This window comes from Sphingobacterium anhuiense (genome assembly GCF_042686355.1).
GTDB lineage: Bacteria > Bacteroidota > Bacteroidia > Sphingobacteriales > Sphingobacteriaceae > Sphingobacterium > Sphingobacterium anhuiense.
The window spans coordinates 270,905-296,942 of sequence record NZ_JBHUPE010000004.1 but is presented as its reverse complement, the minus strand read 5'-3'; the positions used below and the strand labels follow the sequence as shown (position 1 = coordinate 296,942).

24 protein-coding genes and 1 tRNA gene are annotated in these 26,038 nt (G+C 34.5%); 3 read left to right on the top strand and 22 right to left on the bottom strand.

The window, feature by feature from the left end:
• Window positions 1-69: 69 nt before the first annotated feature.
• The 7 genes from ACFS6I_RS06835 to fucP all read right to left on the bottom strand — a co-directional run bounded on the left by ACFS6I_RS06835 (window position 70) and on the right by fucP (window position 6,782).
• Window positions 70-861 (bottom strand): SDR family oxidoreductase, encoded by a 792-nt coding sequence (locus tag ACFS6I_RS06835; RefSeq protein WP_380919077.1) that lies wholly within the window; start codon window positions 859-861, stop codon window positions 70-72.
• An 8-nt stretch (window positions 862-869) separates the two neighbouring features.
• Window positions 870-1,697: an amidohydrolase family protein gene (locus ACFS6I_RS06830; RefSeq protein WP_380919075.1), complete on the bottom strand. Its 828-nt coding sequence runs from the start codon at window positions 1,695-1,697 to the stop codon at window positions 870-872.
• A 10-nt stretch (window positions 1,698-1,707) separates the two neighbouring features.
• Complete coding sequence (locus ACFS6I_RS06825) at window positions 1,708-2,562, bottom strand: fumarylacetoacetate hydrolase family protein (protein ID WP_380919073.1); 855 nt, start codon at window positions 2,560-2,562, stop codon at window positions 1,708-1,710.
• Window positions 2,563-2,618: 56 nt separating this feature from the next.
• On the bottom strand, window positions 2,619-3,383 hold the full coding sequence (locus tag ACFS6I_RS06820; RefSeq protein ID WP_380919071.1) for an SDR family NAD(P)-dependent oxidoreductase: 765 nt from the start codon (window positions 3,381-3,383) through the stop codon (window positions 2,619-2,621).
• Between the two features lie 130 nt (window positions 3,384-3,513).
• Entirely contained in the window at window positions 3,514-5,178 is a 1,665-nt protein-coding gene (locus tag ACFS6I_RS06815) for a UxaA family hydrolase (RefSeq protein WP_380919069.1), read from the bottom strand.
• A gap of 1 nt (window position 5,179) precedes the next feature.
• Complete coding sequence (locus ACFS6I_RS06810) at window positions 5,180-5,515, bottom strand: L-rhamnose mutarotase (protein WP_380919067.1); 336 nt, start codon at window positions 5,513-5,515, stop codon at window positions 5,180-5,182.
• A 10-nt stretch (window positions 5,516-5,525) separates the two neighbouring features.
• The gene (gene fucP, locus ACFS6I_RS06805; RefSeq protein ID WP_380919065.1) at window positions 5,526-6,782 is read right to left on the bottom strand and encodes an L-fucose:H+ symporter permease; all 1,257 of its coding nucleotides are present in this window, start codon (window positions 6,780-6,782) and stop codon (window positions 5,526-5,528) included.
• Between the two features lie 141 nt (window positions 6,783-6,923).
• On the opposite strand from fucP, the gene ACFS6I_RS06800 reads away from it, so the two are divergent.
• Window positions 6,924-7,796: an AraC family transcriptional regulator gene (locus tag ACFS6I_RS06800; RefSeq protein ID WP_021190394.1), complete on the top strand. Its 873-nt coding sequence runs from the start codon at window positions 6,924-6,926 to the stop codon at window positions 7,794-7,796.
• Here ACFS6I_RS06800 and ACFS6I_RS06795 read toward each other — a convergent pair.
• From ACFS6I_RS06795 to ACFS6I_RS06760, 8 genes are all read right to left on the bottom strand, one after another.
• On the bottom strand, window positions 7,793-8,761 hold the full coding sequence (locus ACFS6I_RS06795) for an NAD(P)H-quinone oxidoreductase (RefSeq protein WP_380919063.1): 969 nt from the start codon (window positions 8,759-8,761) through the stop codon (window positions 7,793-7,795). The genes ACFS6I_RS06800 and ACFS6I_RS06795 overlap by 4 nt on opposite strands.
• Entirely contained in the window at window positions 8,761-11,514 is a 2,754-nt protein-coding gene (locus ACFS6I_RS06790; RefSeq protein ID WP_380919061.1) for an outer membrane beta-barrel protein, read from the bottom strand. Before ACFS6I_RS06790 ends, ACFS6I_RS06795 begins: the two co-directional genes overlap by 1 nt.
• A gap of 140 nt (window positions 11,515-11,654) precedes the next feature.
• Window positions 11,655-12,182, bottom strand: coding sequence for a ferritin (locus ACFS6I_RS06785; RefSeq protein WP_021190395.1), 528 nt, complete (start codon window positions 12,180-12,182; stop codon window positions 11,655-11,657).
• A 181-nt stretch (window positions 12,183-12,363) separates the two neighbouring features.
• Complete coding sequence (locus ACFS6I_RS06780) at window positions 12,364-12,738, bottom strand: DUF6686 family protein (protein WP_021190396.1); 375 nt, start codon at window positions 12,736-12,738, stop codon at window positions 12,364-12,366.
• A 193-nt stretch (window positions 12,739-12,931) separates the two neighbouring features.
• A complete protein-coding gene (hpf, locus tag ACFS6I_RS06775) occupies window positions 12,932-13,276 on the bottom strand; it encodes a ribosome hibernation-promoting factor, HPF/YfiA family (protein WP_132773528.1) in 345 nt (114 codons plus the stop codon).
• Between the two features lie 14 nt (window positions 13,277-13,290).
• Window positions 13,291-14,169: a tyrosine-type recombinase/integrase gene (locus ACFS6I_RS06770; RefSeq protein ID WP_021190398.1), complete on the bottom strand. Its 879-nt coding sequence runs from the start codon at window positions 14,167-14,169 to the stop codon at window positions 13,291-13,293.
• Window positions 14,170-14,261: 92 nt separating this feature from the next.
• Complete coding sequence (gene rpsU, locus ACFS6I_RS06765) at window positions 14,262-14,456, bottom strand: 30S ribosomal protein S21 (protein WP_021190399.1); 195 nt, start codon at window positions 14,454-14,456, stop codon at window positions 14,262-14,264.
• 88 nt (window positions 14,457-14,544) lie between these two features.
• Window positions 14,545-15,183, bottom strand: a complete 639-nt coding sequence (locus ACFS6I_RS06760) for an HAD family hydrolase (RefSeq protein WP_380919057.1) — start codon at window positions 15,181-15,183, stop codon at window positions 14,545-14,547.
• A gap of 87 nt (window positions 15,184-15,270) precedes the next feature.
• Between ACFS6I_RS06760 and ACFS6I_RS06755 the strand changes: the two genes are divergently transcribed.
• Window positions 15,271-15,344 (top strand) — tRNA-Ile (locus ACFS6I_RS06755).
• Between the two features lie 514 nt (window positions 15,345-15,858).
• On the opposite strand, the gene ACFS6I_RS06750 is transcribed toward ACFS6I_RS06755, so the two are convergent.
• Window positions 15,859-16,047 (bottom strand): CsbD family protein, encoded by a 189-nt coding sequence (locus ACFS6I_RS06750; RefSeq protein WP_031289203.1) that lies wholly within the window; start codon window positions 16,045-16,047, stop codon window positions 15,859-15,861.
• A gap of 528 nt (window positions 16,048-16,575) precedes the next feature.
• Here ACFS6I_RS06750 and ACFS6I_RS06745 point away from each other — a divergent pair.
• Complete coding sequence (locus ACFS6I_RS06745) at window positions 16,576-18,792, top strand: glycosyltransferase family 4 protein (RefSeq protein WP_380919055.1); 2,217 nt, start codon at window positions 16,576-16,578, stop codon at window positions 18,790-18,792.
• Here ACFS6I_RS06745 and ACFS6I_RS06740 read toward each other — a convergent pair.
• The 6 genes from ACFS6I_RS06740 to ACFS6I_RS06715 all read right to left on the bottom strand — a co-directional run bounded on the left by ACFS6I_RS06740 (window position 18,770) and on the right by ACFS6I_RS06715 (window position 25,864).
• A complete protein-coding gene (locus ACFS6I_RS06740; RefSeq protein ID WP_132773521.1) occupies window positions 18,770-20,248 on the bottom strand; it encodes a glycoside hydrolase family 130 protein in 1,479 nt (492 codons plus the stop codon). The two genes, ACFS6I_RS06745 and ACFS6I_RS06740, sit on opposite strands and share 23 nt — an antisense overlap.
• A 208-nt stretch (window positions 20,249-20,456) precedes the next feature.
• A complete protein-coding gene (locus tag ACFS6I_RS06735) occupies window positions 20,457-21,536 on the bottom strand; it encodes a dipeptidase (RefSeq protein ID WP_380919053.1) in 1,080 nt (359 codons plus the stop codon).
• 3 nt (window positions 21,537-21,539) lie between these two features.
• A complete protein-coding gene (locus ACFS6I_RS06730; RefSeq protein WP_380919051.1) occupies window positions 21,540-22,649 on the bottom strand; it encodes a D-TA family PLP-dependent enzyme in 1,110 nt (369 codons plus the stop codon).
• Window positions 22,646-23,122 carry a RidA family protein gene (locus tag ACFS6I_RS06725; RefSeq protein ID WP_380919049.1) on the bottom strand — a complete coding sequence of 159 codons (477 nt, stop codon included), beginning with the start codon at window positions 23,120-23,122 and terminating at the stop codon, window positions 22,646-22,648. The genes ACFS6I_RS06730 and ACFS6I_RS06725 overlap by 4 nt, the downstream gene beginning before the upstream one ends.
• Before the next feature lie 52 nt (window positions 23,123-23,174).
• Window positions 23,175-24,503, bottom strand: coding sequence for a GntT/GntP/DsdX family permease (locus tag ACFS6I_RS06720; RefSeq protein ID WP_380919047.1), 1,329 nt, complete (start codon window positions 24,501-24,503; stop codon window positions 23,175-23,177).
• 317 nt (window positions 24,504-24,820) lie between these two features.
• On the bottom strand, window positions 24,821-25,864 hold the full coding sequence (locus ACFS6I_RS06715; RefSeq protein ID WP_380919045.1) for a hypothetical protein: 1,044 nt from the start codon (window positions 25,862-25,864) through the stop codon (window positions 24,821-24,823).
• Window positions 25,865-26,038: the final 174 nt, after the last annotated feature.

The following is a 26,038-nucleotide window of genomic DNA, read 5'->3' as shown; positions in this document are numbered from 1 at the left end:
AATTAAATAACAAAAGGGCTTTTAATAAATATTAAAAGCCCTTTTTATTTCCTAAATTATTTCTTATCGTTATTGCTCAGCAATAATCGATCGATCAAGGTGAACATAACCGCCATCAACATGAATCAGCTGACCGGTTGTATGACTTGATTTATCAGACAAAAGAAATAATGCTGTATTTGCAATTTCCTCTGAAGTAGTCATTCTATGTTCTAGCGGAATACGATCTGTGATTTTCTTTAAAGTTTCTACCGGATTATCTAAAGTTTGTATCCAAGTATCATATTGTGGCGTAGCACATTCTGCTACGACAATTGCATTCACGCGGATTCGGTGTGGAAGCAGTTCGACGGCCCACTCTCTTGTTAGCGCATTTCTACCCCCATTAGAGGCTGCATAAGCCGATGTATTGCCTTGTCCAGTCTCTGCTGTCTTTGAAGTAATATTGACAATACTACCTTGTGATGCGATCAAAGCATCTAAAGCATGATGCGCCATTAAATAATAGTGAATTAGATTTTTATGTAAAGACGCTACAAATTTATCATAATTACCAGAGGCTAACCCTACTCCATCGTTAACTCCAGCATTATTCACTAAACCGTCTATGCGTCCAAAATGATTAAATGTTGTTGCAACTGCAGCTTCACAATCTTTCGGATCAGACAGTTCTGCCTCTACCGCAAAAGCCTGTCCTCCAAGAGCTTCCACTTCTTGCTTAACAAGAGCATTATCAGCTTGTCTACGACCAACAATTACTGGAATAGCACCCTCTTTTGCCAAACCTAAAACAATTGCCTTACCAATGCCCTTTGCACCTCCTGTGACAATTATAACTTTATCTTTCAAATTTAAATTCATATTCTACCTTATAAATTATAGGTTTTTAATGCATTTAATCCCCAGAACGCCTCTTTCTCAGTGGCAGTAAATGCACCTAATTTCGATTCCACAATGGTGACACTTTCTTCATAAGATGCTGCTAATAAACATACTGGCCAATCGGATCCAAACATAATTCGATCATTACCAAATGAATCAAATACATGTCCCAGATATTGTGTAAAATCATCCAGTCGCCAACTTTTCCAATTAGCTTCCGTAGCAAGACCAGAAACCTTGCAACTTACATTCGAAAAACCAGCTAATTCTTCAATAAATAATGCCCATTCATCAAACTCACGGGATTTTATTGGAGGTTTAGCAATATGATCCAAAATAAATGTCTGATTTGGATTTGATTGTACGCATGTTATAGCGCCAGCATAATGACGAGGACGAATCAGAAGATCATAAGTATAATTATACTTTGTGAGAGATTCTATACCCTTTAGAAAAGAATCTCTCTTTAAGAAATCGGGATCTTCCTCTCCTTCTACAATATGTCTAAATCCTTTAATAATAGATTCATCTTTATACTGATGCAACTGTTCATCAATATTCGAAGCGCGTAGGTCTACCCAGCCAACTACTCCTTTTATAAAAGAATATTCTTTTGCTAATTGCACCAAATACTTCGTTTCTTCATCAGACTGATCTGCTTGAACAGCGATACAGCCATCAAAATCATTCTTTTCCAATATAAACTGCAGATCTAGCGGAATAAAGTCTTGTTGCAAAACCTTCATTTCACTTGTGATCCAACTATGACGGTTTGGGTCGTACTGCCAGAAATGTTGATGAGCATCTATACGCATAAAAAATTAATTATTTTGAATAAGCAATTACCTCTTGACGCGACTCACCTAGACCATCAGCACCTAGTTCAATTACATCGCCGGGTTTCAAATAAATTGGAGGGTTAAATCCTAATCCAACACCTGCAGGCGTGCCTGTAGAAATTACGTCCCCTGGCAACAATGTCATAAATTGAGACACATAACTCACAATAAAAGGTACAGAAAAGATTAAATTTTTAGTACTTCCATTTTGATACATTTCACCATTTACCTTCAACCAGATATTGACGTTGTTAATATCCTTAATTTCATCTTTAGTTGTCAAATAAGGTCCCATAGGTGCAAAAGTATTACAGCCTTTGCCCTTATCCCATGTTCCACCGCGTTCTAATTGATATTCACGTTCAGAAACATCGTTATGCAACACATATCCCGCTACATAATCCAATGCATTAGCTTCTTCCACATAAGATGCTGTTTTACCAATAACAATCCCGAATTCCACTTCCCAGTCTGTTTTAACCGAATCACGAGGTATCATCACCTGATCATAAGGACCAATTAAAGAAGTAGTAGATTTCATGAAAATAATAGGTTCTGCTGGAATAGCCGCTCCTGTTTCTTCAGCATGATCTTTGTAATTAAGACCAATACAAACTATTTTAGAAGGTCTTGCAAATGGAGCTCCAATTCTTTCAGTATCGGGTACAGGAATTAATTTTCCTTCATTTGCTTTAACAAATTCCTCCAAAGCAGCTAAACCGTCATTCTCAAAGAAAGACTCATTATAATCGCCTCCAAATGCAGATACATCATAATTTACACCATCTATCTGAACACCAATTTGCTCTTTTCCTTTTGCTCCAAAACGTATTAATTTCATATTTTCAGTATTAATATTATATAAAGTGATCTCAAAAGATCCCTAATTTAACTCTTTTAATTATTTAGTTTTATAAAACCTCCATCAATGGGATAATCATTTCCAGTGATAAAACCAGCATCATCACTACATAAAAACAAAGCCAATTTAGCAATTTCTTCAGGTTGTGCCATACGTCCAATCGGTTGACTCTTTGACAATTTTTCAAAGACCTCCGCTTCTTGTCCTGGATAATTTTTGGCAATGAAACCATCCACAAATGGCGTGTGTACTCTTGCCGGCGAAATACTATTACATCTAATTCCATCAGCCATATAATCACGAGCAACCGATAGTGACATAGCAAAAATGGCACCTTTGCTCATTGAATATGCGAATCGATCTGTAATTCCTACCCATGCCGCAATAGATGCTAGATTAAGAATTGCACCGCCCCCATTTTCTTTCATCTTTGGAACAACTGCATAGAGCGCATTATAAGCACCTTTAACATTTACATTAAATACTCTTTCGAAATCTTCAGTTTTACAGTTCTCGAGATTTCCAACATGAGCAATACCCGCGTTGTTAACTAAAATATCTATTTTACCAATAGTATTTACAATTGATAACACCTCTTCCTGAAGACTTACATTACATGCATGAACAAATCCTTGTCCTCCTTGATTAGCTATCTCAGAAACAACACTTTGTCCCCCTTCGATATTTAGATCCAGGATATGAACCGTTGCTCCTTCTGCGGCAAAAAGTAAACTTATTGCACGACCTATTCCACTTCCACCACCTGTGATAACAGCTACTTTATTTTGCAATTTTGACATGTTATTATTATTTATTATTAATATCTGATCCATGACACTTCATGAACAGCTACCTTATGATTATTAAAATTTATTAACAAATTGAAGTTGTCTACCTAGCTATACTGATAATCTTGACACCAAATTATGATTATAAAGATACACCTCTTCTCCAAGGAATAAAGTCATCCTGTCCCAAAAGTACCGCTTTCGGCACTACTTCTCCGCTAGCCACTTCAATCACATAATCTAATATACGATGCGCCGCTTCTTGAATTGATTCCTCCCCCTCGATAATAGTCCCACAGTTAATATCGATGATATCCGGCATTTTCTCAAAAGTCTTTGTATTTGTAGACAGTTTAATCACTGGAGTTATTGGATTACCCGTTGGTGTTCCTAGACCAGTGGTAAACAAAACAATATTTGCTCCTGCAGCAACTTCTGCGGTAGTACTTTCAACATCATTTCCTGGTGTACATAGCAGATTAAGACCTGGCTTATTGGCTAACTCTGGATAATCAATTACTGCAGTAACAGGCGATGTACCACCTTTCTTAGCAGCTCCAGCAGACTTTATTGCATCGGTGATAAGACCGTCACGAATATTGCCAGGAGAAGGATTCATATAAAAACCAGAACCATCGGCCTCAGCTTTCGCATTATAAACACGCATTAACTCCATAAATTTATCCGCAGTCTCTTCATCTACACATCGGTCACTTAACTCTTGTTCTACCCCACATAACTCTGGAAATTCTGCTAAAATAACAGATCCACCTAATGCTACTAAAATATCAGAAAGATATCCCAGAGCAGGATTTGCAGATATACCAGAAAATCCATCAGATCCACCACATTCGAGACCTATACATAATTTATCTAAGCTAGCGGGTTGACGCATACATTTATTTGCTTCCATCATTCCAGCAAATGTTGCCTTCACAGCCTTTTGCATTAATTCCTTCTCCGTACCTTCTTTTTGTTGTTCAAAAATATACAAAGGTTTATCAAACTTTGGATCCCTCTTCGCGATCTCCGCTTGTAATATTGAGGCTTGAGCATGTTGACAACCTAGACTTAAGATGGTAGCGCCTGCTACATTTGGATGTGTAATGTAGCCTGCAAGCAAACCACACAGTGCATCCGAATCCATACGTGTACCGCCACAGCCCATTTCATGATTTAAAAACTTGATTCCATCGACATTTTCGAATAAGCGATGGTCGCTTGCTCGCGTTGCCGAAGAACTTAAATCCTGAGCAATGATCTGATTAATATCTGCACCTGATTGATATAAACGGATCAATTCATCCACTTCAGTGGTATAATCATTCGCCCTTACTTTATACCCCAACTTCTCTTCAAAAGCTGTCTTTAAAGTCAAGACATTTCTATTTTCACAAAAAACCAATGGGATTACTAACCAGTAATTAGCAGTACCAACCGATCCGTTAGATCGATGAAAGCCATTGAAGGTTTTTGCTAAAAAAGATGAAACATCAGGTTTTATCCAGTCCGTTCTTCTTTTACTTAGCTTAAAATCATCGGCGGCATGACGTAGATTTTCTGTAGAAATCAAGGCACCAGTTTCTAATGCACAGTTTACCTTTCCAACCAACACACCGTACATATAAACTTCAGCGTCCTGATCTAAAGGAGAGATGGTAAACTTATGCTTGGCAGCTACATCTTGCAATAAATGGAAATTGTTATTTTTCCATTCAATTAACGTTCCTTTAGGCAAATCTTGCAAAGCCACTAATACATTATCCTCTGGATGAATCTGCAAATATGTTTTTTTATCTTTTATCATTTTATTTCTTCAAATCAAATATCTGTTTCATTAAAACCCACTTCTCATTTTCTTTAGCTCCCGGAATAGCACTCTGGTACTTCCACATCAGCTGTTCCCATTCCTGAACTTTAGGATTGGTAGCATCCATATTTGCTTTTCTTTCAAATGTAAAAGTGTCATCCACTTCCATGATCATAAACAAGCGATTTTCAAACCTAAAAATTTGCATTTTAGTAACACCGGCATCTAAAATTGATTGTTGAATTTCCGAACTAACATTACTATGATATTTTTCGTATTCAGCAATTAATTCGGGATCATTAACAAGATCTAAGGCAAAAGTATATTGAGTCATTTTACAATTATTATTCGTGAGAAGATTTCGTCTTTAAATTATTTTTATTAGCTAGAGCAAATAAAAGCACGACTATAAAACAGATCATAGGTACCCAGTAGCCCAGTTGAAGATTACCAGTTTTATCTGAAATCAATCCCAATAAAGGTGGCAAAATTGCTCCACCTACAATAGACATAATGATTAAACTTGAAGCTGATTTCGTATCTGCCCCAATTCCCTCAACTCCGACCGCAAATATTGTGGGAAACATAATCGACATAAAAAATGCTACTGCAATTAATGCATAGACTGTTATTGTACCACTTCCGTATATCACAATAAATGACAATGCAATACAAATAATTGAATAAATCATTAGCAAAGTTAGTGGCTGTATAAATTTCATAAAAAATGTTCCAACGAAACGACCTAACATAAAAGCTAAACCTGCAAAACTAGCATATTTGGAAGCATTTAAGGGCGTGATTCCAGCAACCTCAGTAGCATAAAGTACCATAAAGCTCAACACACACACCTGTGCTCCTACATAAAAAAACTGTCCGATTACTCCCCACTTTACATTTTTATGCTTAAATGCATGAAAGAAACCAGCCTTTTGTTCGCCTTCATCATCTTTAATATCAGGAAGTTTAGTAAAAAAAAGAATTGCGGCAACAATCAATATAATTAAGCCTAAAATCATATAAGGCGCTTTTACAGTTGCAGTCTCTGCCTGCATATAGGCTAATTTAACCTGCTCACTCATGGCGGCAATCTCAGTATCAGATTTTGGTTGTTCTGCTAAAATAAATTTTCCGCCTAAGATTGGAGCTATAAATGCTGCCAGTCCATTAAAGGATTGGGCAAAATTCAATCGCTGCGTTGCTTTACTGGGGTCACCTAAGACCGTAACATAGGGATTTGCCGCAGTTTCCAAAATAGTTAAACCACAAGCCACAACAAATAAAGCCGCTAAAAAGAATACATAACTAATCTGATTAGCTGCTGGTATAAATAAAAAACAACCAATAGCAAAAATTGTCAGACCTATTAAAATACCCGATTTATAACCATATTTTTTCATGATCATACCGGCAGGAATAGCTAGTAAAAAATAAGCAATAAAAACAGCTGAATCCACTAAAGATGCCTGTAAATGCGTTAGGCTAAATGCATTACGAAGATGTGGAATTAAAATAGGGTCCAAATTATGAACAAAGCCCCAAAAGAAAAAAAGGGATGTTACGAGTACAATCGCTAATTTATTATTTTTACTAACTGACATATAAAATATAATTTATCATTGGTTTATGTAAAATAAGGAATAATTAATGAAAGAAAATTTAAGTATTTTACCCAATTATTACGCTATATTACCATTCAAAATAGTAGAACTGTAAAATATAGTGCATATATTTATTAATAAATGAAACCACAACTACTAAAAGTCAATAATAGTAACGTACAGTCATTCAGCGTGAGGAACGATATTATACCACAAAATCATAATATTTGGCACTACCATGAAGAGCTTGAATTAATTCATTTCGGAAAAGGATCGGGAACCCAATTTATTGGTGACAGTATTAAAAATTTTACAAATGGTGATATCGTATTGGTTGGATCTAACTTACCTCATTATTGGTTATTTGACTCCTGCTATTTAGATGATAACTGCCCCGAACCCGCGGACATTAGAGTTTCCCATTTTAAAGAAAATTTTCTTGGCGACGCTTTCTTTAATCTGCCAGAAAATTATAAATTAAAGAATTTATTAAAAAAATCTAAAAGGGGAATTCAGTTAAATAAATCAATTTTGCAATTAGCTAAATCTCTAATAGAAAAGGTTTTAAACAATAACAACTCAACTAAAATAATAGCCCTAATAGAAGTCTTAACTTTAATAGCAGAATCTGAAGCCTATACTTTGTTGTCCAGTGAAAATTATCCGATTGACAGTCAAGATCTAGATTTCAGAAGAATGACTGTTATCATGGATTATATTACACAAAATTACAAATCACAAATCAAGTTAGAAGATATTGCGACATTAACTGGAATGACTACAAATTCATTTTGTCGCTACTTTAAAGCTAAATCTGGAAAAACTCTATTTCAATATCTTATCGAAATACGTATTGGGCATGCCTGTAAATTATTAGCAGAACGTAAATATAATGTGAAACAAATTTGCTTCGAATGTGGTTTTCAAAACTTTGTCAGTTTTCACAAATATTTCAAAGAAGCGACAGGATTTACTCCATTACAATATCAAAAAGGAATTGCACATCTATTTTAAAGAACAAAGACAAGCTTTCCTGTAAAGTCACCAGAATCTAACAATGCATGGGCAGCAGAAGCCTCTTCCAATTGAAAGGTCTTGTAGATATTTGCTTTAAAAACACCTGGTTTGATTAGAGGTAAGATCTGTTTATTTATGTCATCGCGCACATTTTTTTTAAATAAAATAGATCTACTTCTTAAAAGACTACCTGATAGGTAGATTCGTTTCTGCATCAATTTAAAAAGATTTAATTCTACTTTAGCACCTTTCATTGCGTTAATGTAGATCAGATGACCATCCGGTTTCAATACTTCAAGATTTTTTGCAAAATAATCCCCTCCTATACTGTCAAGTATAACGTCAATTTTATTATCTCCAATAATCTCCCTAAAGTCCTGCTCCTTATAATTAATGATTACTGACGCTCCCAATTCTTTACAGTAAGCAGCCTTGTCACCCGATCCCACTGTTGTATACACTTTTGCTCCTGCAAGCTTTGCTAACTGAATTGCCATTGATCCAATACCTCCACTTCCACCATGAACTAAAAAGCTATTGCCATATTTTAGCGCGCCCCTTTGAAAGACATTATGATACACTGTAAACAATGTCTCTGGTAAAGCCGCAGCTTCTTCATAAGTTAATCCTTTAGGTATAAGCAGACACTGTCCCTGATCAACAGCGACATATTCTGCGTATCCTCCACCAGATAAAAGAGCACAGACCTGATCACCGATTTTCCATTCATCCACCAGCTCACCAATGGAAACAATTTCTCCCGCAACCTCAAGACCAGGAATATCTGCGGGGGCACCTTCAGGGGCCGCATAATTTCCCTTCCGTTGAAACACATCCGGCCTATTCATACCTGCTGCTTTTACAGCAATCAACACTTGATGCCCAGTACAAGTTGGTGTATCCACCTCTTTTATCTTCAAAACTTCAGGTCCACCAAATTTTGTTATAACAACTGCTTTCATTATGATTTTTTTGGATATTTTTGTAAACGGAAATTTAAAGAGACCATAAAATAGCGAGATAACCTTTCATTTTGAACGTCAAATATATCATTTCCTATTACATCTCTGGTAATACCTGAATTTTGATTTAGTAAATCAAAGCCCTGAATCCGTAACATTGCTAAATTATTACGCATAAAAGTATATTCAAAATATGCATTAATAATTGTGGGATTTATATTTGTCCATGATGATGATGAATATCCCGAATTTAACCTTTGCGATACCTCTACACCAAAAGATCCATGCGCGCTCACATAATATTTTGATCCCAAACCAAGGACACCGGTATGCGCCACAATTTGATCATTATAAGGTCGTTTATAGGTAGCTTTATTTAATGCGTAATTTCCATTAAGTTCAGCTTCAAATACATCATTAAACATGTACCTGAATTGCAGAGACTGCGAATATAAAAAATGTCCACCGTCATTACGAACGTCATTAATGTATGTGACATTATTATAAAAATCAGCATTGCCATTCAAACTCATCTGTATATTATCGTTAAACAGAGCTGCAGTAAATAAGTAATATGCCTTGACATCATAATAACCTGAGGTATTTAAGAAGGTAGTTTTTTGTATTGTTGAATTAGGAATAGTAGTCCGATTAGAGACAATTTTATTTGAAATAAAATTGTAAGCAATACTACTTTCAAAATATTGTCCCTTTTTTACAATTGATTTTCGATATTTAGCCAGGATACGATTAGCGAATTCTGCTTGTAATTCTGGATTTCCTTGTATAATATTTTGTGAATTTGTATTATCCAATATCGGCTGAATCTGATAGAAATTAGGTTGATTATTTTTACCTAAGTAATCAATTGACAAATCAGAATTCTCATTAAATTTCCATTTGACCCCCGCTGCTGGTATGAGATTTACATTACTGTAAGATGTTTGAATTGATTTATCTTTAGAAAAACCTTTAAGTTCTGTTGGTTGAACCGCAAATCCGATATTATATTTAAATTTATTGAATATATCCTGTTGATATTTCATGCCAACTCTATTAGATGAAAAAGCATAATCGTAACTTAAACTAAGAGAATCAACTCGACCAAAATCTACTAATTCATTATTTCGTTCATGAACTAACCGCCTTGCATCAATTGAGGTGTAACTAAAGTCATAATTCAATTCTAGTACTCCGCCCTTGTCCACTGGCTCGATGATAGATAGCGAACTTTTAATATCTTGATTTTTGTTTTCACTTTTCACAAATTGATTTAAGAAACTATCCTTAATTTGCACTTGATTAAACGCACTATCTATAATCTTATTCCGGTCAACTATATCCTCTTTTTTATCGACTGAATTATATCCCAGATGTAAATTGTACACTAATTTCCGTCCTGGCTTCTTAAAACTTTTGGCATATAAGATGTCTACTTCAGCATTTGGACTCGTACTACTGTTGTCAGAAGCATATTCCCCATCGTTTGTGATCTGTCTATTCTTAATATATCGATCTCTAGATTCATTACCTTTCGATTTATTCCATGAAAAAGTTGGAGATATTTTTAAAAGATCTGTATCAGATAATTTTATATCAAACCCCCAATTCATATGATGTGCATTATCAACAGTCTTTGTCACATAATCCTCTTGGTTGGTTATAATATTATTACCATATACAGATTGTAGATAGGAGTTCCCCCTCGTCGTATTCTTTGTATTTGTATAGCTGTAACGTCCAAAAGCACTAATTTTATCATTCAAATTAGTGGAAAAACTTGTTCCCAAGGACCCGACAGCATTAAAACCATCAGTAGGGTCGGCAAAGTCTGCCAATTCACCCATTACACGATCCCTAGAACCTCCTCCATTTGGAGAACCGAAAGAAAAAAGATTTGTATTTGTATTGTTAACAGATCCTACAAAAGATAATTCTTGACCATCATTGAATTTATTGAGGCCTGCACTCGCGAGGTATCGTTCTTGATCACCTAAACCACCTGTAACCTGTCCAAAACTTATTTTTTTCTTGTCATCTTTCAAAACAATATTTAGAATTTTCTCAGACTCACCCGTTTTTGTTCCCTTAGCATTTGCTTCATCTCCAAAAAAATCTATAACCTGAATATTTTTAATAAAATCTGCAGGGAGATTTCGAGTAGCGGTAAGCACATCTCCTCCAAAGAATTTTTTACCATCTACTTGTACAGAAGTAATCGGTTTACCAAAAGCATATACAGAGCCATCACGAGAAACCTGGAAGTTCGGCAATTGTTTAAGCGCATCCTCCAGCAGTGTTCGTCGATCAAACTGGAAAGCTCCCATATTAAATTGAACCGTATCCTCTTTAAAGACGATTGGTTTATATTTCTTAATAACAATTTCTTTCAGCACTGAAACCTGTGGTTTTAAAACAACAGTCTCCGCAATAACACGATCTGTTGTATTATACTGAGGGTAGGACCGATCGACAATCTGTAAGCCTAAAGAACTGTAATTTAAACGAATATTACTTCCTTTAATTTGATAAAACTTATAGAAACCTGTTTTGGAAGAAATGGCCATGACGGTATCCAAAGAAGTTGTTAGACGCACATTGACGCCAGCAAGCGGTTGGCCATCGATATCCACAACAAATCCGTACACCTCCTTTTTCTGGAGTTGGGCTTGTGCATTACCCACAACAAAAAAGAAGACGATAAGAAAGATGACTCTATGCGTATTTCCTGATATTTCGAATTTATCCGACATCAAAACAACTTATTCTATTTGTATCTCAATATACATAATAATTTACACAACCATAACGCAAAATAATGAATAGTTGTATATAAAAAAGGCGGCTTATTTGAAATAAGTCGCCTTTCATTTTATTTATAAGAATAAATTAATTATTCACCAGCAAAAGTAACTTTAAGTAAGTGTTTATCAATTTCCCAACGTCCAGTACCATCTTCTCCAATTACATCAAATAATTCTAAGATTCTTCTTGCAACAAATTCTTCTTCAACTTGCTCTGCTAAGAACCATTGTAAAAAGTTAAATGTTACGTAATCTTTAGCTTTCATACATTTGTCTGCGATGTTGTTAAATTGTTCAGTAACGAACATCTCTTGTTCCAATGCTGATTCGAAAATCCCTCGGAATGAATCAAAATCTGAAGGAATACCTGTTACTTCTGGTGAAATAGCACGACCGCCTCTATTGTTAATATAATTGAAGATTTTCAACATATGCTCACGCTCTTCATTGGACTGTTTTGCAAAAAAATCTGCTGCGTTCTCCAAACCTTGATCATCACACCAAGATGACATCGCTAAGTATAGTGAAGAAGAATGTGCTTCAACTTTAATTTGAGCATTTAATATATTTTCGATCTCTTCTGTTAAAGAAGATTTTAATTTTAATAAATCTTTCATATCTGTAAGTTTTAATACTAATTATAATAATCAAGTTTCAAATACTTGACTTACTTGAACACTACAAATATAGGGGACATTACAGATTTTTGTATAAAAAATTTGCAATACGAATTCAGTCTAAATTAGCGGAAAGCAGGTTAAACTGTTTAGAATCAGTATAATTACAAAGAATGGGATATTAAGCTAAAACAGTAATCTGAGAACTACGTAAACAAGCCTTAACAATACTATTTAATTCGATCATAAATTTAGCTCCATCTAACAGATCTCTTAAATTCAAAACATCTTGAACTGCCAGGAGAAAGCAACGTTCTGTTCGAAAAGGCATTACCAATGTAAAATCTGCAGAACGTGCAGTGTCTGTTAGCATTTTCTCGACATCAATATTATCTATTGATTTCTTAAATTTAAAAAAGTCTGACACCGAAAAAGATGTCGTTGAACCCGCAAATTCCATCCAATAGCAGTTTTTACGACTACACTGATATATGGCACCAGTTTCAGTTTTAAAGACCTCTTCTACATTTGTTAATGGACAGATTTTGTTTGACATTTCTTAATTCATTATGATGAAGCAAAAATAATCATTATTTATAATCAATCCAAGTAAGTTTTAAATTATTTTGAACAATTATAAATAGTTGTCTTTAGCATAAAAAGAAGCCCAGATGCACATTGTTAACTCCTTTTTACAAAAAAAAGACTAATCATAATGATTAGTCTTTCATTTATTAAACTATTATATACTAATATTCTTCTTCTTCAGTCGTCAAGATCTCTTTATGATTACTGGCCTGTGTTTTAGTTTTGGTCTTATGTTTATTAATCTGTCTCCTTAAGGATTCTACTGCAATATCAGTTGCTTCTTCAAAACTCTTAGCTTGTCCTTTTGCAAAAAGTTGACTCCCTGGTATATTTATTTTAATTTCCGATACCTTATTAGATTCATCATCTACATTTTCTAAACGTAAATAGCATTCTCCACCAATGATTGAGTCTAAAAACTGATTCAATTTACCTGTTTTTCTTTGGATAAACTCAATTAGCTTTTGATCAGCATTAAATTTAATTGATTGCACAGTAATGTTCATTTTTCCTCCTTTTTTTAAGCTTTTGGATGAGCTTGTTTATAAATAGACTTTAACCGCTCCGCAGAATTATGCGTGTAGACTTGTGTTGCCGCAAGCCCCGCATGCCCGAGGAGCTCCTTTATTGCATTAAGATCTGCACCATTGTCCAATAATGCTGTCGCGAAAGTATGTCGCAAAATATGCGGACTTCTCTTCTGTTGTGAAGAAACCATCGACAGACATTTATGCACAATTCTATAGATCAATTTCTCGTAGGCCGGTTTTCCCTCTTTAGTAACGATTAAGAAACTTGATTTATTATTTTCAATGTATAAACTTTTAGCGTGTAAATAAAGCTGTAGCTCTTTTATTAATGTCCCATTAATAGGAACTAACCTTTCCTTACTCCTTTTACCGAATATAAGAATATTTTTGTTATAATAATCAATATCTCTATCCTGAATTTGTAATAATTCTGCAAGTCGAATACCTGTACCAAATAAAAGTTCCATCACCAATTTATTTCGACGACTTTCAAAATCATGCACGTTCTCTTCTAAATGGTCCAGCAACAACATCAATTTATCCTTCTCCACTACCACTGGTAACTTCTTAGGCATTTTCAGAGCTTTCACTTGTATCGGATTATCTTTCACAATATCTTCTCGCTGTAAGAACTTATAATAAGTCCGTAATGCCGAGATGCTTCGATTCACTGTCGTAGCCGATTTATTCGCTTCTGTCATCATGGCGAAATAATGACGCATATCACGATGGCCAACCTCTTCGAATGGAAGATGTTCATTCTCTAGAAACACTAAAAACAGACTAATTTCATGTAAATAAGCTATTAAAGTGTGTTTAGAATAGCGCCTTTCATATTGAAGATACCGTTCAAACTCTTTTATATACATAATCCATTCTATTTGTAACTAATTTACCGAATTAAAGCGCATAAAAAAAGGGAAAAGTAAACTTTTCCCTTTTTTATATCTTTTTAGAAACCTTAGATTGAAACCTCTTGGTTTAATCCTTGTTTGTAGATCGCTTTCTTAACTTGAATACGACGAGTTACAGATCTCTTTTCATAAGCTTGACGAGAACGTAGCTCTCTTAAAACTCCTGTTTTTTCGAATTTCTTCTTGAAACGTTTTAATGCTCTATCTAAAGATTCTCCTTCTTTTACATTTACGATAATCATGCTCTGTATATACCTCCTTTCGTAGCCTTTTAATTTTTAAAGTGATGCAAAGGTACAATTATGATTGATATATACAAAAAGAATTTCACTATTTTTTCAATAAGCCTTCACGATAGATTAAATCATATAAGGTATCAGGTTTAGTGAGCAAATAAGTTTTTAATCCCAATTCACTCGCAGTCTTTAAATGCTGTGGACTGTCATCTATAAAAACCGTCTCATCGGGGATCAAACCATTTTCCTTTAATACAAATTGGAAAATCTCAACATTGGGTTTACGCATACCCATTAAATGTGAATAATAGTCTTTTTCAAAAAAAGCTGTATTATCATCGAGGTCAAAATTATTTTTTAAATAATCCATAATCCAACCATAATGAATTTCGTTATTATTGCTCAATAAAAATAAGCGATATTCATTTTTAAGATCGAGCAATAATTCATGATTTCCATCCGTCACACCAATTAACATGGCATTCCATGCAGTATCTATTTGTGTATCCGTCAAAGAATATATACCGGAAATTTCACGAATTCCATCCCGAAATGCTTTTGCGGGAATTTTTCCTTGTTCAAAATCATCAAAAAGTTTTGTTTGTGCTCGGTGACCATAATAATCTCGTACATTTTTGATTCCCAACTCACTAAAGGCAGACTCCATCCTCAGAAAGTCGATCATAAAGACCACATCTCCATAATCTAGGATAATATTTTTAATTTTTTTCATCTTTTTATTTTGAAATATCAATACAAATATCAATATTTGCATCGTCAAAACGCGGTAAACCTTACATTTTGACAAAATATAATAACTGCTCCTATAGCTCAGTTGGTTAGAGTAGAAGACTCATAATCTTTTGGTCACTGGTTCGAGCCCAGTTGGGAGCACTGCTTAGAAAGCCTTACTTTTAGTGAGGCTTTTTCTGTTTAACCTATTCATCTCATTTCTCTAAAAGCAAATATACAGGACTAATATTGTTATCAAAAAAATATTGGGTAAAATTAGATATGTTGAATAAACAATTTTCAAAACTATTGATAAATAAACATGCGCTTATTATTTATAACAAATCTTTGGATGGAAATAAAAAAAGGTCGTGTTAGACTTAACGCGACCTTTTCATCTACCTATGAAAAACATGCCCTTTTGGGATGGGCTTCACAAAGCTAAAATTTTTTTTTCACAAATAAGGGAAAATACCAAAAAATAATGCGCAAACTACTGATTTTCAGATCATTTTTTTTTCACAACAAACAATTGAAATGTATTATTTTTTAAAAAATTAATCTATTAAAAGATGAATCAGGAACTGTTGTAATAATAAATTATTGGAGACAAAAAAAAATGGTTAAGCACTTATCGTACTTAACCATTTTTTATGCTATATAAAACTAAAATTTACTATTTCAATTTATCTAACCAATCTTCTACCTCTTCCTTAGTTTTTCCGGTTTTCTTTTGAAGTTTACCTAATAATTCATCTTCTTTTCCCTCGGCGTACAATAGATCGTCATCCGTTAGATCAGCATATTGTTGTTTCACTTTACCTTTTAGTTCGTTCCAACGACCTTTCCATGTTAATTCGCTCATAATAAAATCTCCTTTTTTAAAGTAAATACTATAGATATAACACTTGGGAAGTGAAATTGTTTTCATGCGCTGGATAATTTGATTCGATTAACAAATATTTAACAGTACGGTAAAAAGAAATTTCTATTGTTGATTTAAAAAGAAGTACCTTCAACAATTCAAAAACATTCAACTTTTCTAATTTCTAATTGTTTAGTATGTTGAATATGGGCAATTCACTAATATTTATTCAGAACCTATACTTTCAATAGCTCTTAAGCTAGGCACAACAGCCATGAAAAGCTATCGTGCCTAGCTTGAGGATCAAATACATATATAAATAATTTTTTTAACACCATGTACATTCCTTAAAAAATAAATACGATCATTCTTAATAAACTCATTAAAAATAACAATGATCACCGAATACCATTATATCAACCTGTTTCAGTCATGAAACATAAATAAGGTAAATTCATCAAAAATAGCTGAACTAAAAAATCAGGCATATCAAATCATTTAATTATTTAAAAAATTTAAGAATTCAACATGAAAATAGCCTACATCAGTACTTATTTGCCAAAACAATGTGGAATAGCAACTTTTACCAATGATTTACTACAATCCATAGACCATCAGGATTCAACTATTACCCAACATATTATTGCTCTTTCAGACCGACCTTATTCTTATAATGAGGAAGTTGTTTTCGAAATTAACCCCCAACAGCAATTAGATTATATCCAAGCGGCCAATTTTATTAACGAGAATAAATATGATTGTGTAGTGCTGGAACATGAATATGGTATTTTTGGAGGCAATAGCGGTGTTTACATACTCTCTTTGATCAATTTACTTCATATGCCCTTATTAGTCAACTTACATACTATATTAGAAAAACCAAATATTGATGAAAGAGCAATATTGATTGAAATTGCAAAAAGAGCTTCTATCATAGTAGTCATGAGTTCCTATGCAATTGGACTTCTCCAAAAAATATATCATGTACATGAAAACAAAATACGTTTAATACCTCATGGAGTTCCAGCCTTTGATTACCAACAGAACGATGCAAAAGAAAAACTACAGTTGACAGATAGACGCATCATCCTTACTTTTGGTTTTATAGCTCGTAACAAAGGAATTGAAACAGTTATACATGCACTTCCAAAGGTCGTACAGGAATATCCTAATACTGTTTACCTTATTGTAGGAAAAACGCATCCAAACGTTTTATTGGAATCTGGCGAAGAATATCGGGAGTATCTAACTGCCTTAATAAAACAAATGGGCTTGGAAAACAACATCATTTTTGTCAATGATTTTGTCAGTAACGAAACCCTAACCACCTACTTAACAGCATGTGACATCTATATTACTCCCTATATTAATGAAGCTCAGATTACGAGTGGAACATTATCATTTGCTGTAGGGGCTGGAGCGGCTGTAATATCTACTCCCTATTGGCATGCGAAAGATTTATTGGCAGATGGAAGAGGCATTTTATTTGATTTTAAAAATCATAAAGAATTAAAGAATATTCTCATTGACCTATTTGATAACCCTAAAAAACTAGAAGAACTTAGAAGTAGGGCTCGCCATCATGGTGAAAAAATGACCTGGAACAAATTAGGCGGATCTTATGTCAAGTTACTCCAAAAGCTCTCCTCTACACAAGTAAATCTCGACACCGATATAAAAATAACGATGTTAGAGCGTTTTCCAAAATTCAGATGGGATCATCTTGATCGATTGACAAATTATGTAGGAATTATTCAACATGCCACATTTGCAACACCCAACTATCGAGAAGGATACTGTTTGGATGACAACGCGAGAGCACTTTTGGTTAGCCTGATGCAATATGAAGCCTTTGGAGAAAAGGATACTAGAAAGAGAATCTCGACCTATCTTAATTACATTTACTATGCTCAAAGAGAGGACGGATTATTTCATAACTTCATGAATTTTCAGAATGAATTTTTAGAAGAAGTCGGATCTGAAGATTCTTTTGGTAGGGCTATATGGGCGTTGGGATATCTATTTAATACAGCACCTTTTGTTGACTTCTATCAGTTAGGATCAAATATGTTTTTTAAAGCTATGCCACACTTTGAAAATTTAAAATCCATACGTGCTATCGCTTATACGATGATGGGTATTGCTGAATATCTAAAACAACAGCCAAATGATGAAAGAGTCACAGAGTTACTCCGTAAACTGGCTTTTAAATTAGTACATGAATATGATTCCAGTGCTGATGATGAGTGGAAATGGTTTGAACCCGTTCTGGCATATGACAATGCGATTATCCCACTGGCAATACTCATGTCAACCAAATATTTAAATGATGATAAACTAAGAAAAATAGGATTTTCAAGCTTTTATTTTCTTGAAAATATCATTATGCAAAATGGGTTTTTATCTATTATTGGCAATCAAAAATGGGCAAAACAAAATCAAAATATAAGCAAATTCGGGCAACAGCCCATTGATGTTACAGCCACAGTACTTTTATTTAGGGAGGTATTTGAAATCACTAAAAATGAAGAATATTTTGAAAAAATGATTCGATCTTTTGAATGGTTTTTAGGCGAAAATGACCTTAAGCTCCCGCTATATGATCACAGCACCAAAGGATGCTGTGATGGGTTAGAAACTTATGGCATTAACCGCAATCAAGGAGCAGAAAGCACGTTATGTTATTTTATAGCCTACTTAACTGTTTATAAGTCTTTAAAAATCAAATTTCAGGTTGAAGAATAGCCTGAATCAACTCATTCAAGTTAATGGTCGCATAAGTCGAGGCATAGTCCGACATGGCGTAAGGCATAATTAACTGATCATTATGAACAATAGCTCCACATGAATAGACAACATTTGGGACATACCCTTCTCTTTCCATATCATTAGGAGTTAAAATAGGGAGACTAAGGCGTCCTATTTCTATATGCGGATTTTCCAAATCTAATAATGAAGCCCCAATTGAATACTCGCGCATAGGGCCAACAGAATGTGTAATAATTAACCATCCGGCTGCGGTTTCAATTGGGGAACCGCAGTTTCCGATCTGTATAAACTCATAAGGACTTTCAGGTTCTTGCACTAAATGAATGGCTTCATTCCAAATGTTGATATAATCGGAATAGGCGATATAATTATTTTCACCATCAATACGACATAGCATAGCATATTTCCCTTTGATCTTTCGCGGAAAAATCGCAGCACCTTTATTTGCAATTTCTCCATGGATGGGCTTGACTGTAAAATGATAAAAATCCTTAGTTGTCAATAGTTTTGGTAAAATACTAAATCCGTCATATGCAGTATAAGTTGCATAATAGATAACCTCTCCCTTAGGTGTTATAAAACGAACAAATCTCGCATCTTCAATCCCCCTTTTTTCAGTATCAGAAATTGGAAAAATAACCCTTTCAGATATTGAAGTATCCAAAGAGAAAGTCATCTCATAATGCGATGAAGCGAGCCATATCGCTTGCTTCAATATACTATCATTATCCTCTGTATGCTCTATTTCAGCACGTATTCCCTCCACATATCTCTTCAACTCCTCATATGTAAATGTTTCTGTTAGATTTTCGCTAAGCTTTTGCATAGCCGTCGCATCTTTTGGATGCAACTCAACCAATTTAGAAATGAAGCTATTTTTATTATACCGATGATTTTTAATATTGATAGGCTTGTCCAACAATGTTCCCACAACATCTAGATGAATATTATTCTCCGTATCAATATAACCAGAGCGGAATACGATCGAAGATACATGTCCCTCACCGGTTGCTCTAAAACTGATAATAACCCTTTTTTCCCCTTTATAAAGCTCGCTCTGATCTGGATGCTCAACAATAGATGGATTAAATAAAGCTGCCGATTCGATGGAATATTCCATCGTAAAGTAAGAACCAATTAATAATTTAGCTGTCATCGATATTTTATCCGTCGGCATTTCTAATCTTTCCAATAGATGTCTTATGCGATCAAAATTACGCTCAAACACCTTCACAATACTGCGGTGCCGCTGAGAATAACTTCGTAAAACCTGTCCAAAAACTTCCTTTTGTTTTTCATCCGATAATTGTAGCACCCGATGAATTACTTTAATGGAACGTTCATCACCTAATGAAAAAAAACGAGCAAGGACACGTTTGGTATCTGGCCTAAAATAAATATCTTTCCGATTAACTTGAACGGGTTTATACATAAATATCAACAATAAAAGTGACTAATAAATTCTTTTTATAAAACACATCAATGATCACATTGTTATACAATTTAAGCACAAAAGATTATTAACAGTTATAAAAATCTTATTTTTAATTATTTAGAAGTACCTTCTGCAGAGAAATATCATTCAAATTATAACGATTGTATGATAAGTATAGAACACGTATTCGCTAAAAACGGACCATTTATAAGCAATTTCGCAAAAAATTAATCCAATTCGAATGTGCTATTTTATCTAAAGCATCCTCACTATATCCCCTTTGTGACAATATATCAAAAACCAACTGCATATCAGCAATAGTTTTCAGGTCATATGGACATTGTTCTTTACCAAAAGCGCCGTCAAGATCACTTCCTACACCGACATGATTTGTATTACCGGCCAATTGACAGATATGGTCAATATGATTGGCCATAACCTCTAATGAACAATTCATTGTCTTAGGGTCAGATACGCCTCTTACCCATCTGGGAACCATCATCCAGGCATCTAATGCCACCCCAATTACTGCTTTTTTCGAAATTAAAATTTTGATCATATCATCGCTAAATTGTCTGTTATGGTCGACAAGTGCGCGACAGTTGTTGTGACTAGCCCATATTGGACCATTAAATCCATCCATAGCATCCCAAAAAGCATCATCATTAAGATGAGTTGCATCTAAAATAACATTAAGGCGTTCCATCTCCCTTAATAACGCTATTCCCTTTGCATTTAGTCTCCCATTTGAGTCCGTACCATTCGCATACCTTCCTGGCCCATAATGAGCTGGCCCAACCGCACGTAATCCCTGCTCATAAGCATATTCGAGATAAGATAAATCAATTAAAGAATCAGCTCCCTCTAAACTTAGCAGAAAACCGATTGGTTTATTTGATTCATTGGTCTCATCATTCCAAAGAATGATATGCTCTTCCAGATCAGTTTTCGTTTTGATCATGCGCATGTGCCCATCCTTTTCCATTGCTCTATACCAAGCTAATTGCCCTTGTGTTTGTGCCCAAGCTTGTTCTGGAGAATACCAACCAGGCAAAGAACTTCCCTTCTCCACGTATCTTGCAATTTGAGTAGCGACAACTAGGCCAATATTCCCCCTTTTCAGTTCACCAAAAGAGACTGTTGCATTTCCACGATCAGGTTTATCGTCCATCCCCTGCTCTCTACTATTTAGTTCAGCAATCGGAAGTCTTAAATCCCGATTCCATTCCATTGCATTCATACTAAGATCTAAATGCGCATCAAAAATCAATCTTTGTTTTTTCATCCTTTAGAAATTAATCTTTCTATCTCTAGCAGTAACATACCAATAATTATCGACCTCTCCATCAGTGATGACCACCAATTTTTCGTACAGTGCCACAGTTGGACATATATGCTTTGGAACAGCATAGAAAGCTGCACCTATTTCATATACTTGTGCATTTGGAACCTTTACGACCATATGTTCTTCACTTTGGCTTACGACTTCAAGATCGGATTGATCTAAAAATTTGACACGCGGTAAAGCTGATTCACTTGCGACAGCTTTATATCCCAAATCCAAACAAATATGATGCTGATCAACAATACTTATAACACGGGTTAACAGTAATGCCGCATAATCAAAAGGTTGCTCTTTTAGAGTTTCTCCATAACCATAGTCCCAAAATACAAACGTCCCTGGACTACAAATCACATCAGTTCTATCTGCGTGAAAAGTAAAAGAAGGTGAACCTCCGATAATCATCCTTGATATTGAGCTACATAATTGGTTTAATAATAAATGTGCTTTACTTAATAATGCATATGATATAGCACTTTGTTCTTCTCTGATTTTGAGATCGGAGTCATGGATATGACCATCATATCCATGTACCCCCATTAAACGAAGCCCTGGAAGTGACAGTATGGTTACGGCTAACTTCTCGACCTCTTCCAATGCTACCCCTGTCCTATTCATCCCAATATTGACATCAATATACACATCCATAGAGCAGTCTGCTAAAACACATGCCCTATTTAATGCCCTAGCGCTCTCATTATGATCGATTAAGCACGAATAATTGGTTTTACCATAATGTTTTTTGAGTTTAATCAGACGTTCAATCTTAGGTCCTGTTGGCTGATAAGCCAATAGGACGTCTTTAGCTCCCACATCTCCCAGAATTTCAGCTTCAGCAATAGTAGCACATTTAAATTGATTTATACCCGCCTTCCTTAAAGCAATACAGACATCTGTCGATTTATTTGTTTTGACATGTGGGCGAATCCGGCTACAATCGCCCCCTACCATCTCAATAGCTTTTTGAATATTATCGACAACCCGCTCTTCATAAACCAAGAGTGCGGGAGAGTCTACTTCAGAAACATCATTTAATTCATACCAATGCTTAATCATATTGTTTCATGTAATTCAAACAAAGCTTCTATTTCTACAGGAATATTATCCGGAAGTGATCCAAATCCAACCGCACTACGCGTTCCGATTCCATTCTCAGTTCCCCAAACAGCAGCAAACAATTCACTGCAACCATTAATAATAGCTGGATGTGCTTCAAAATCAGAAGTACAATTGACCATTCCCAACACCTTGATTACACGTTTTATACGATTAAGGCTACCTAGATTAGTTTTTATAGTAGAAAGCATTGTTAATCCAACCTGTCTTGCGGCAAGTTTACCTTCCTCAGGATTAAGGCTTGCACCTATTCTACCGATAATTAATGATGCATCATCTTGTACAGGCCCATGACCAGATAAATAGAGATATTTACCATCAATTACAAAAGGTTTATAAACACCCTTAGGTGCAGGTGCCGGAGGTAATGTTAAACCTAATTTTTCAAATTGTTCGTCTGCATTATAATTCATAATATGTTATATATTTTATGTTATTCAAATAATTATTTAAGGTAATTAAATTTTAAGTAATGATCATATCCAACGCTAGGACAGCAAGTAAACCGACAACAGATACAATAGCTTCCATGATTGACCATGATAGAAGCGTATCCTTTACACTCAACCCAAAGTATTCTTTAAATAGCCAAAAACCAGCATCGTTAACATGTGAAAACATCAAACTGCCTGCTCCAATTGCGAGAACCATCAAACTTGGATGAATATGCCCACCTGTAGCTAATGGCAATAACACACCAGCCGCTGTTAACGCAGCCACTGTTGCAGAACCGATACATCCTCGTATTACAGCAGTTATCAACCACGCTAAAACCAATGGATGAATGGGTAAGGTCTGTAAATAATTAGCGAGTGCCAAACTGACCCCACTATCTTCCATTACTTGTTTGAATACACCTGAGCCTGCAATAATAAATAAAATCATTGCTATATCTCTCACAGCTCCATCAAAGATCTCCATAATTGACTTGATACTTCGTCCCTGTTTTATGCCCAAGCTATATCCTGCAAATAAAATAGCCAGTAACATAACGAGGGTTGGATTTGAAATAAATTTCATCCAAGACAATAATTTTTCATTATCCGTATCAATTACATAAGGAAGAACTGTACCTATAATCAATAAAAAAACTGGAAATAGCGAGGCTAAAAAACTAATCCATGCACTGGGCACACGATAATCACTACCTACTTCAGTACCAACTGGTTTAAAAAACAGCTCGTGCTTTGGTCTTATATTTCGTAGTGTCATTCCAAAAATAGGACCTCCTATAATTATTGCAGGAGTTGCAATTAGCAGCCCGTAAATCAATGTTACTCCCATATCGGCATGAAATAATGCCACTAGTGCCACAGGAGAAGGATGCGGGGGTATGAATCCATGTGTCACTGATAATGCAGCGAGCATAGGAAGACCTATATATACGGCAGGAAGTTTATAGCGATAGGATATTGAAAATATCAGTGGCACTAACAGGACAAATCCTACTCCATAAAAAAGAGGGATTCCGACTATAAAACCAGTTAGCATCAAACCCCATTGGATATACTTCTCTCCCATTAATTGCACCATGACTGCCGCTATACGCTCGGCGGCTCCACTATCTGCAACAATTTTCCCAAGCATAGCACCTAGTACCAAAATTAACATGAGGCTTCCCATTACTGAGCCAATACCTTTTTCAATAGCGAGAATAAGACTATCCAAAGGCATGCCCAGCAAAATTCCAGAAATAACAGAAACTATTAAAAAAGATAGAAAAGCATTTATTTTTGCCTGTGTAATAAGAACAATTAGCAAAAACAAGCTTAATACAATGACGGTCAAGATCATTAGAGCAAGTTTAGGTCTATCCCAAAAGCATATTTGCTTCAGAATATTGGTTCAATAAATCATTTTTTTCAATAATGAAGTTAGTGAACTAAACTCATAACTCCTAAAAAATATAAAAATAAAATCCTATCAAACCTCTCCCCCAGTACAATAATGAAAAACTATATCAATCGTAATTTATTAGAAGAAACAATTGATTTATTATATGTTGATGATTATTTTTATATCATAAAATTTATGACAAAAAGAACAATAGCTATTTTAAAACTCATACTAAGAAAGAAAAATAAGTATCCGATAAAATTGAACGGCAAATATTAGTGATTGAAACGCTTATTTGCATACCCATCTACAATTGCACGAAGTTCATGACCTAGACTTGGATGTATATGAAAATAACCAGAAGGTTTACCTTTAACACGATAACTATTTAGTTTTTCATTCACACGCTTACTTCTAATATTATGTAAATTTCGATCAATGGCGGGATTTAAAACAACATAATTATCTTCAAAATTAAAAATATACACTTGATCTACCCTAAAATATAAAGCTATATTAATATGTAAAAAGTGACACTCTGCTAATACTATTTCCGGATTTTCATCACCAAAGATAAACGGAATATCCAGTCCGGAATCTAATAAACAGTAATCAAAACCATCACCGTAAACATAAATTACGATATTAAAATTAACATCTCCAATGGGTTCAACTTCCAGCTCTTCTGTAGAACTAATTAACTTCTCAACCCTTTTAATCAGTTCGTCATTTGGATTTTCCTCATACTTTGGCTCTTCATTTTCTTTTATTGGAAGCTTTCTAAAATCATCTAAACGAAACTGATCTCCAGCTTTACCATAACTTTTGTTATAGGCAAAAACCATCGCATTTTTAAAAATAGACTGAAAACCTTTTATAAAATGTAAAACAATAACACCAGCAATTAATACAGTCACTCCAGACAATATCACATAAACAGTATCTACCAAACCCCACTTATCCTCACTAGTAAAATCATTATAGCCAGGTCTAAATAAAAGAAAATATACACCAAATACACTAACCATAGGCAAATAGGGTAACAATTTCACCAAAGCATAATCAACATTTTCCTTTTGTAGATATTCAAAAAAGAATATGGGAGAAACAAAAAATGTCGTTACAAGAGTTAATGAACTTATTACAAGCAAAGAGTAAAGAATATAAGTCCCATTTATAGAAGCTTTATCTAAAGCATTTACAATTATGAGTTTATGATATTGAAGAAAAACAACACTGATAGCTACAACGAGTATACATATCAAAATGTACAGTACTATAGATCTTAGTCCAAGATTATTTTGAAATAACTTTCGCATAAGCTTTGATTTTATTGGTTATATAAATTTATTAATTTTTTATTTAAAAATCAAATATTAAACATGAACACAGCAATCTTACATGATAGTCAAAAAAAACAAAATAAAAATTAACTACTTAAGACATCTTTGTTATCTGTAGTTTTAAAAAAAGTGGTGCTTAATGATACAGGC